Consider the following 9,211-nt stretch of genomic DNA (forward strand, 5'->3'; position numbering starts at 1 on the left):
ATGTCTCAATGGTTTAACCAATTTTACGCAGCAATTGCACAAAGCCCGCTTAGCCACTGGCTAGAAACCCTGCCCGGTCAATTAAAACATTGGCAAAACGAGGCAAGCCATGGTGATTTACCAAAATGGCAAAAAGTACTTAAAAATTTGCCTGAAGTAAAAACAACCCACGTTGATATTGCTACTAAAGTAGAAATTGGCGCACCGGGTGAGATGAGCGAAGGCGAGCAAAAACAAGCTACGCATTTATTAAAACGCATGATGCCATGGCGAAAAGGTCCCTTTACTGTACATGGTATTGAAATAAACACCGAATGGCGCAGTGACTGGAAATGGGATCGACTTCTGCCGCATATTGAGCCATTAAAAGGCCGTACTGTATTAGATATTGGTTGTGGCTCTGGGTATCACCTATGGCGTATGCGCGGTGAAGGTGCTCAGTTTGTAGTGGGTATTGACCCATCTGACTTATTTTTATGTCAGTTTCAGGCAATTAAACACTTTAACCCAGATGAAAACGTGCATTTGTTACCATTAGGTGTAGAAGCCCTGCCAGAGCTCAAAGCGTTTGATACGGTATTTTCAATGGGGGTGCTTTATCATCGTCGTTCCCCTATCGACTTTTTAGCGCAATTAAAAGCACAGCTTCGCCCAGGCGGAGAACTCGTGCTTGAAACATTAGTGATTGAAGGCGATGAAAACACCGTATTAGTACCGACCGACCGCTACGCGAAAATGCGTAATGTATGGTTTATTCCAAGCACTGCGGCATTAAAATTGTGGATGGAACGTGTTGGCTTTAAAGATGTGCAGATTAAAGATTGTGCTATTACAACGCTCGACGAGCAGCGTAAAACTGACTGGATGGAAAACGAATCTTTAGTTGACTTTTTAGACCCCGCTGACACCAGTAAAACCATTGAAGGCTACCCTGCACCACTTAGAGCGATACTTACAGCTAAAGCCTAATTCGTAGTATTAATTTTTTATTTCCATATTAAAAAGCGCCATTGGGCGCTTTTTTTGTTTACTAATACAGCAACTAGCGGACAAGTGTCCTTGTCTTTAAAATCAAATTCAGATTTCAACTAGCCGCGCCCTTGCAATTGTTGTAAAATACGCGCGTTTCTAAGTAAGCATCAAAACAACTATTTTGAGGAAAACCTGTGAGCGAACAAAAACAGTCTCTAAGCTATAAAGACGCGGGCGTAGATATCGACGCTGGTAATGCTCTTGTTGAGCGTATTAAAGGCGTAGTTAAAAAAACTCGTCGTCCTGAAGTGATGGGCGGAATTGGTGGTTTTGGCGCACTTTGCGAAATTCCTGAAGGTTATAAGCAACCCGTACTTGTAGCTGGCACCGATGGTGTAGGCACTAAGTTACGTTTAGCAATTGACCTTAAAAAGCACGATACTGTAGGTATCGACTTAGTTGCTATGTGTGTAAATGATTTAATAGTACAAGGCGCTGAACCCCTGTTTTTTCTAGATTACTATGCAACGGGTAAACTAGATGTAGACACAGCAGCCGACGTAGTAACCGGTATTGGTAAAGGTTGTGAAATTTCAGGTTGTGCCCTAATTGGTGGCGAAACAGCTGAAATGCCAGGTATGTATGATGGTGAAGACTACGACATGGCAGGCTTTTGTACAGGTGTGGTAGAAAAATCAAAAATTATTGATGGCACTAAAGTAGCTGCAGGCGATCAACTTATTGCCCTTGCATCTAGCGGTCCTCACTCAAATGGTTTCTCTTTAATTCGTAAAGTTTTAGAAGTCTCTAACGCTGATACTAATCAAGTGATTGATGGCAAAACCTTAGGTGAGCACCTTTTAGAACCAACACGTATTTACGTTAAACCATTACTTGAGTTGTTCAAGCAAGTAGACGTGCATGCCCTTTCGCATATTACTGGTGGCGGTTTTTGGGAAAATATCCCACGCGTATTACCTGAATCTGCTAAAGCGGTTGTTAAAGGTGATAGCTGGCAATGGCCAAGTGTGTTTAGCTGGTTGCAAGAAAACGGCAACATTACAACACACGAAATGTACCGCACATTTAACTGTGGTGTAGGCATGGTGTTAGTTGTACCTGCGGATGAGCTTGAAAATAGCTTAAATATCTTAAAAGATCTTGGCGAGAACGCATGGCACCTTGGTGAAATTCAAGATGCAGTTGCTGGCGAAGAGCAAGTTGAAATTGTAGGTGGTGCTGCGTAATGGCACCCACTCGTCTAGTAGTTTTGATCTCAGGCAGTGGCTCAAATTTACAAGCCATTATAGACGCCTGTGAAAGCGGCGAGATAAACGCCCATATAGCGGCTGTTATTAGTAACAAAGCAGACGCTTATGGGTTAGAGCGTGCAAAAAATGCAGGTATTGCCACACACGTGCTGAGTCATAAAGAGTTTGACTCACGCGAAGCGTACGATGCCCAGTTAATGCATATAATTGACTCTTTTGAACCAAATCTAGTTGTATTAGCTGGGTTTATGCGTATTCTAACTCCTAACTTAGTGCAAAAATATGTTGGAAAAATGTTGAACATTCATCCATCTTTGTTGCCTAAGTACCAGGGGCTGAATACCCACCAAAGAGCAATTGATGCAAAAGACGACGTTCACGGCGTTAGTGTTCACTTTGTAACTGAAGAATTAGACGGCGGACCCGTTATTCTTCAAGCCAAAGTGCCTGTATTTGCAGACGATACAGCAGACACGCTCGCTAAGCGTGTGCATGCGCAAGAGCACATAATTTATCCTTTGGTGATCAAGTGGTTCAGTGAACAACGACTTACGATGGAAGCAGATTATGCAGTTCTTGACGAAAAACAACTTCCTGCACACGGCGCGCACTACCCAAAATAAAAAATTAAGTGCCTTGCTATTATGTGCGGGCACTTTATTACTTCCTACCAGCCTGATTGCAGGTGAGTTAACCCAGTATCAAGCCAGCTACGATATTTTGCGCAAAGGCGCAAATCATGGTAAAGCCGAGCGGACGCTTAAAAAACTCGATAATAATGACTACCAAGTCACTTACCATAGCGATATTGAATGGATGATTTTCTCTGACTCACGTCAAGAGTCATCAACTTTTAGCTTTGCTAACGATAAAGTAGAGCCTATTCAGTACGCTATGATCCGCACGGGGACTGGGCCTGACAAAAAGTATGAAATTAACTTTGATCGTCAAACACAAACTGTCACCAGTAACACCAGCGACTACCCGCTAAAATGCCAATGGCATGACAACTTCCAAGATGGTATTTCTTATCAAGTGCAAGTTCGAGAAGGACTTAAAAAAGGAAAAACCAGTTTTTCGTTTCCACTGGTTGATAAAAAAGGTAATTGCCGTGACTACGACTTTGAAGTGGTAGAAACCGAAATGATTTCCTTGCCTATAGGTAATGTAGAAGCAGTGAAAGTTAAACGCTTATATGATAACGATAAACGCCAAGCCTTAGCCTGGTTTGCCCCAGAAATGGATTATATGCTTGTGCGCATGTGGAAAGGTGAAAAAGGTGTGGAACAGTTTGAAGTGCAGATGAAATCGTTTACCGTGATCAATCCACCGGCTTTACCTGCACAAGTTAAAAACGAAATAACCCCCAAATAAATTACTTACAAGATGCAATACGAAACGCCCAAGTGTGATAACCATAACTTGGGCTTTTCATTTCAATACTTAAATTTGAAACTTTAAGTTGGGTTTAGTTTTACTCTACCAACCTACATTAATTCACCCATTTTAAATAACGCAAACTCTCCTGGCTGCATTTTTTGCCAGCGTTCATCGTTGGTTAGCGGCCTTGTTGCTATCACCGTTACCACATCGTTTGGCGTAGTTTCTTGTTGAAAGTCGACCACCATATCAGCATCAATAAGTGTTGCTTTACCAAATGGCGCACGGCGCGTTATATAATGTAAATTATTAGTACAATACGCTAAAACAAATACACCATCGGTCAATAACATATTAAACACGCCTTTTTCACGTAGCGTATGCGAAAGCTTAGCCGCATATCTAAAAACCGACGCCATATTACTTGGTCGCTGCGGGTACTTTTCACGAATTTTGTCAAGCAACCAGCAAAATGCCAACTCGCTATCGGTATTACCCACAGGTCGATAATATTCAGGTTTTAAATCATGATAATTTGAAAGCTGCCCGTTATGAGCATAGGTTATTTCACGCCCCCACAACTCACGAGTAAACGGATGAGTATTTTCAAGACATACCCGACCTCGATTTCCTTGGCGAATGTGGCTAATAACTGATACGCTTTTAATCGGATAAGCTTTAACTAATTTAGCTATTTCTGACTGGTAACTTGGCTCGGGATCTTTAAAGGTTCTACAACCTTTGCCTTCATAAAAAGTAATGCCCCAGCCGTCTTTATGTGGCCCCGTATTTCCCCCACGCTCCAACAACCCTGAAAAACTAAAACAAATATCCGTTGGCACATTGGCTGACATGCCAAGTAATTCACACATAAAATAAATAAACCTTTAAAAAGCTAAACATAGAATATCGTTCTATTTTTAATAAGCGTACACTGATCATCATAAGTATATTTACTTAATTAAACTTATATTACTACTAGATTAATTGATTTTTTTAACGCTTATATTTTTTATGATAAGCCAAAATAAACCATTACCGTTAAATTGTTCGTATAACATACAACACATTGTAATAATCGTACCGATAACTACACTTTAATCTAAGTAATGTACTTGAAACTTAGCGTTACTAGCGCTACTCTAAACGAGGTGGTCTGACCTCTATTAAGGAATTAGCAATGACACTCATATTTACACTCGGTTTAATCGCACTGCTCAGCATTGCGCTTTACCACAGAGCGAGTTGGAACACAGCACTTGGTGTTTCTGCCGCAACATTATTAATTGGTACCTTTGCTGGTGCTTTTGGTTTAATTAGCTGGGTGATTTTTTTAATCATCGCAGTGCCTCTTTCTGTTACTGGCATTCGTCAGCAATATATTATCAAGCCTATTTTCAAGGTCTTCAAAAAAGTTACACCGAGCATGTCTGACACCGAAAAGTCAGCTATTGATGCCGGTACAACTTGGTGGGAAGCTGATTTATTTTGTGGTAACCCAGATTGGAAAAAGCTTCACCAGTATCCAGTTCCAAAACTTACTATTGAAGAGCAGGCATTTATCGACGGCCCTGTTGAAGTTGTATGTAGTATGCTGGACGATTGGGAAGCTACGCATGAGCTAACTGATTTACCTCAGGACGTATGGCAATATTTAAAAGATAATAAATTCTTTGCCATGATCATTAAAAAGGAATACGGCGGCTTAGAATTCTCTGCATTTGCACAATCGTGTGTACTGCAAAAACTAACCAGTAAATCAACATTGCTTTCGTCAATTGTTGGTGTACCTAACTCGTTAGGCCCGGGTGAGTTATTACAGCACTACGGTACTGAAGATCAAAAAAATCATTACTTACCGCGTTTAGCAAGCGGTCAAGAAATTCCATGTTTTGCTCTTACTTCGCCAGAGGCAGGTTCTGATGCAAGCTCAATTCCTGACTACGGTGTAGTATGTAAAGGGCAATGGAATGGCGAAGAAGTGGTGGGTGTAAGCCTTACATGGAACAAGCGTTACATTACCCTTGCTCCTGTGGCCACTGTACTTGGTCTTGCCTTTAAACTACAAGATCCAGATGGTTTACTAAGCGACAACAAAGAGCCGGGCATTACCTGTGCACTTATTCCAACTAACACGCCTGGTGTTGAAATTGGACGCCGTCACTTCCCGCTTAACGTACCATTTCAAAATGGCCCGACCCGCGGTAAAGACATATTTGTACCCCTAGATTACATTATTGGTGGCCCAGAAATGGCTGGCCAAGGCTGGCGTATGCTGGTTGAATGTTTATCGGTGGGCCGTGCAATTACATTGCCGTCAAACTCTGCCGGTGGCATTAAAACAATTGCAACAGCAACAGGTGCATACAGCCGTATTCGTCGTCAGTTCCGCTTACCAATTGGTAAAATGGAAGGTGTTGAAGAGTCACTGGCTAAACTTGCAGGTTACGCTTACAGCTCTGATGCAGCAGTTAGCATGTCTACGGGGGCCGTAGATTTAGGTGAAAAACCATCGGTTGTTTCAGCTATTATTAAATATCACCTTACTGAGCAAATGCGCGAGTCGACCATTCATGCAATGGACGTGCTAGGCGGTAAAGGGATCATGCTTGGGCCAAATAACTATTTAGGTCGTGGCTATCAAGGTGCACCTATTGCCATTACCGTTGAAGGTGCAAACATCTTGACCCGTAATATGATTATTTATGGTCAAGGTGCTATTCGTTGTCATCCATTTGTACTTACCGAGCTAAGTGCGTGTGAAATTGAAGACCGCGAAGAAGCGCTTAACGTATTTGATAAAGCGCTAATGGGCCACATTGGCTTTACCATGTCTAACCTTGTACGTACTAAGTGGCTTGCACTTACTGGCGCTCGCTTTACTAGCGTACCGTACAAAGACGAAACGGCAGAGTTTTACCGTATAGCGTCACGCTTTAGTGCATCACTTGCACTTATGTCTGATATAAGTATGGCAGTATTTGGTGGTTCACTTAAACGTAAAGAACGTATTTCAGCACGCTTAGGTGACTTATTAAGCTACCTTTACTTAGTGTCTGCAACGCTTAAACGTTATAACGACGAAGGCCGTAAAAAAGAAGATTTTGCACTGGTTCAGTGGAGCTGTCAGGATCACCTTTACCACTGTCAACGTGCGCTTGCTGATTTAATCAACAATATGCCATCTGCACCACTTCGTGGCGTATTAAAAGTATTGTTATTCCCGTTTGGTCGCCCGGTCCGTAAACCTACCGACAAACTTGAGCATAAGCTAGCGCAATTACTGCAAGTGCCTAGCGAAACGCGTAATCGTTTAGCAAGCTATGTATACCTTACAAACGAGCCGCTTAACCTTGTAGGTCGTCAAGAGCAAACGCTTAAAGACGTACTAGAGGTAGAGCCTTTATTTGAACGCGTATGTAAAGAGAAAGGCGTTAAATTGCCATTCTTCCAACTTGATAAAGTGGCGCAAATGGGCTTAGAAGCCGGCATTTTAAGCCAAGCTGAAGCTGATAAGTTAGCAGCTGTTGAGCAAGCTCGCTTAGACGTTATTAACGTTGACGACTTTGACCCTGCCGATTTACTTGCCGGCAAAGCAGCGCGTAATAGCAAAGCTAAATCTAAAAAGGCAGATGCCGCTTAACTAATGTAGTAAAGCTAGCAGCAACCCTGTTGAAATTAGCCAAACCAGCGCATAATGCGCTGGTTTTTTTTGTGCAAGGTAAACCTGTAATACACACCACATATTTCCAATGACAAATAATACAATATGAGTGTAACCAAAAATAACGCTATAACTTATTGTGGATAATAAAAACAGCAATATGCTAGGTAAAAACTGGCTAATATAAAAGGCGCGTTCTTGCTCGCATGTTTTAAAAAATAATCGATACTGCTCATACACCCTACCGCTATCAAATTGCAATGAACTACTAAAGAGTACAATAAAAGCCATGGCTAATATCACAAGTATAGGTACTAAATCAGCACGTTCGTTTATTAGCGCAGCTGATGCCATGAATACACATAAAAGTAACGACACGCGCCAAACAAGTGTCCAACAATGGTTTAATAAATAACAAAACCAAAAGCCCAATAATGAACTTACTGCAATACGCCCGTTAACATTAACCACGGGGACAAAAAGGCTCAGCGCAAACAATAAAGCAAAGCCCATATGATAAGTGAGCGGCTGCATATGAATAGGAACCAGCACTAATATCGTGCTAAATAAAAAACCATATATCAGTGCGCTGGGTTTGTATAAACACAAAACGCCCAAGCTAAACTGCAGCAACATAAATACAATAAAATGCGGTACTTTAACCCATTGTGATAGCGTTAAATCTACCGCAATTAATACACTGGCTATAAGCCATGCATTACTGAGCGTTAATAATTTAATATCGACTAAATATAACCAAACTGATCGTGCAATAGTTTGCTGAAATAACCGCTGCTTACTATTTTTAATTGCTGACTTCATTGCGCTGAGCATCACACTTTGTAGTAACAAATAAAATAAAGCCATTTGTGCACCGTATTGGGGTGCTGCGCTGCTGTCTATAATTTTTCCAAGGCCTAAAAAAAGTAGCAATATCAAACCCAACACTGACGAGCCTAACACCACTAAAAATAACAACCCAAAGCTTTTTAGTTGTAACAATAATTGCGTGAGTTCAGTTTTGTAAGCCTGATAACGATAATCCATAAAAGAGCGATATTGCCCGATTGATTGTTTTAAATTTGCAATCATAACGGTATACACTCAAAGCCACGCTCAATAAATGGCGCTGGTTCATGGCAGGTGATGACTATTTGCCCATTGGGCTTATCTATTAGATATTCATCAAGCAGTACTAATAAATACTGAATACTGGCTTGATCAAGTGCTGCGCTGGGTTCGTCTAGAAGTAAATAAGGTGCATCACGCATAAGCGCTAAAATTAACTGGCATTTCTTTTGATTACCTGACGATAGCGCATCAAAACGAGTATTTAAAAATTCATTGAAATTAAACCCATCTATTATTGTCGTTGGCCAATCACAACCCAGCGTATTCACGGACAAGTTAATAATTTGCTTTGCCGTAAGAAAGTCAGGTAAAGCAATACAGTCTGAGGCTATAGCAACTTGTTTATGCGGTTCGGTTAATGCTTTTTTAGAAAATAAAATCTGCCCACTTTGGCGCGTTTCGAGCTCTGCCAACATCATCAACAACGTTGTTTTACCTTGACCATTAGGTGCATCAATACACACTTTTTGGCTGCTAAACACCTTATTGTAATCATTGTAAACAACGTTGGCAGCAAACTGCTTGTTTAAGCCCTTCACTTCAATCATAAAATATCCCTATAAGTAAGCGTGATATTATAAATAAACTTTTATGAGAAACAAAACCCATCACCACAGCTTCAAAACAACACTAATGGGAAAGTAACGTCGCTTTCTAATAGCGACAAATCTTTTAGCAAAGTGAAACAGTATCAAAAGCTCTGAAAAAGCTTGTGGCATCAACAGCGTTCCTCTCTAACACTTCACTATAAAGATAAGCTTTTTACATCTGCGGCGCTATGACTTAGCCTCAA

At 41.1% G+C, this 9,211-nt stretch carries 8 protein-coding genes; 5 read left to right on the forward strand and 3 right to left on the reverse strand.

Annotated elements, in window-relative coordinates:
- From cmoB to MTN96_RS33850, 4 genes are all read left to right on the forward strand, one after another.
- The gene (gene cmoB, locus MTN96_RS33835; protein ID WP_036983145.1) at nt 1-969 is read left to right on the forward strand and encodes a tRNA 5-methoxyuridine(34)/uridine 5-oxyacetic acid(34) synthase CmoB; all 969 of its coding nucleotides are present in this window, start codon (nt 1-3) and stop codon (nt 967-969) included.
- A 197-nt stretch (nt 970-1,166) separates the two neighbouring features.
- Nucleotides 1,167-2,219, forward strand: a complete 1,053-nt coding sequence (purM, locus tag MTN96_RS33840) for a phosphoribosylformylglycinamidine cyclo-ligase (protein ID WP_016899473.1) — start codon at nt 1,167-1,169, stop codon at nt 2,217-2,219.
- Nucleotides 2,219-2,866 carry a phosphoribosylglycinamide formyltransferase gene (gene purN / locus MTN96_RS33845; RefSeq protein WP_248534382.1) on the forward strand — a complete coding sequence of 216 codons (648 nt, stop codon included), beginning with the start codon at nt 2,219-2,221 and terminating at the stop codon, nt 2,864-2,866. The genes purM and purN overlap by 1 nt, the downstream gene beginning before the upstream one ends.
- On the forward strand, nt 2,820-3,617 hold the full coding sequence (locus MTN96_RS33850; protein WP_248534388.1) for a DUF3108 domain-containing protein: 798 nt from the start codon (nt 2,820-2,822) through the stop codon (nt 3,615-3,617). The genes purN and MTN96_RS33850 overlap by 47 nt, the downstream gene beginning before the upstream one ends.
- 113 nt (nt 3,618-3,730) lie before the next feature.
- On the opposite strand, the gene MTN96_RS33855 is transcribed toward MTN96_RS33850, so the two are convergent.
- Complete coding sequence (locus MTN96_RS33855) at nt 3,731-4,495, reverse strand: class II glutamine amidotransferase (protein ID WP_013464565.1); 765 nt, start codon at nt 4,493-4,495, stop codon at nt 3,731-3,733.
- Between the two features lie 308 nt (nt 4,496-4,803).
- Between MTN96_RS33855 and fadE the strand changes: the two genes are divergently transcribed.
- Complete coding sequence (gene fadE / locus MTN96_RS33860) at nt 4,804-7,266, forward strand: acyl-CoA dehydrogenase FadE (RefSeq protein ID WP_248534384.1); 2,463 nt, start codon at nt 4,804-4,806, stop codon at nt 7,264-7,266.
- On the opposite strand, the gene MTN96_RS33865 is transcribed toward fadE, so the two are convergent.
- The gene (locus MTN96_RS33865) at nt 7,267-8,379 is read right to left on the reverse strand and encodes a DUF6136 family protein (protein ID WP_248534386.1); all 1,113 of its coding nucleotides are present in this window, start codon (nt 8,377-8,379) and stop codon (nt 7,267-7,269) included.
- Nucleotides 8,376-8,966 carry an ATP-binding cassette domain-containing protein gene (locus tag MTN96_RS33870; RefSeq protein ID WP_036983152.1) on the reverse strand — a complete coding sequence of 197 codons (591 nt, stop codon included), beginning with the start codon at nt 8,964-8,966 and terminating at the stop codon, nt 8,376-8,378. Before MTN96_RS33870 ends, MTN96_RS33865 begins: the two co-directional genes overlap by 4 nt.
- Between the last annotated feature and the right edge of the window lie 245 nt (nt 8,967-9,211).

This window comes from Pseudoalteromonas sp. 2CM28B (assembly GCF_023161935.1).

Coding starts and splice junctions, on each gene's coding strand:
- MTN96_RS33870 (WP_036983152.1), bottom strand. CDS start 8,966: ATGATTGAAGTGAAGGGCTTAAACAAGCAGTTTGCTGCCAACGTTGTT.
- MTN96_RS33865 (WP_248534386.1), bottom strand. CDS start 8,379: ATGATTGCAAATTTAAAACAATCAATCGGGCAATATCGCTCTTTTATG.
- fadE (WP_248534384.1), top strand. CDS start 4,804: ATGACACTCATATTTACACTCGGTTTAATCGCACTGCTCAGCATTGCG.
- cmoB (WP_036983145.1), top strand. CDS start 1: ATGTCTCAATGGTTTAACCAATTTTACGCAGCAATTGCACAAAGCCCG.
- purN (WP_248534382.1), top strand. CDS start 2,219: ATGGCACCCACTCGTCTAGTAGTTTTGATCTCAGGCAGTGGCTCAAAT.
- MTN96_RS33855 (WP_013464565.1), bottom strand. CDS start 4,495: ATGTGTGAATTACTTGGCATGTCAGCCAATGTGCCAACGGATATTTGT.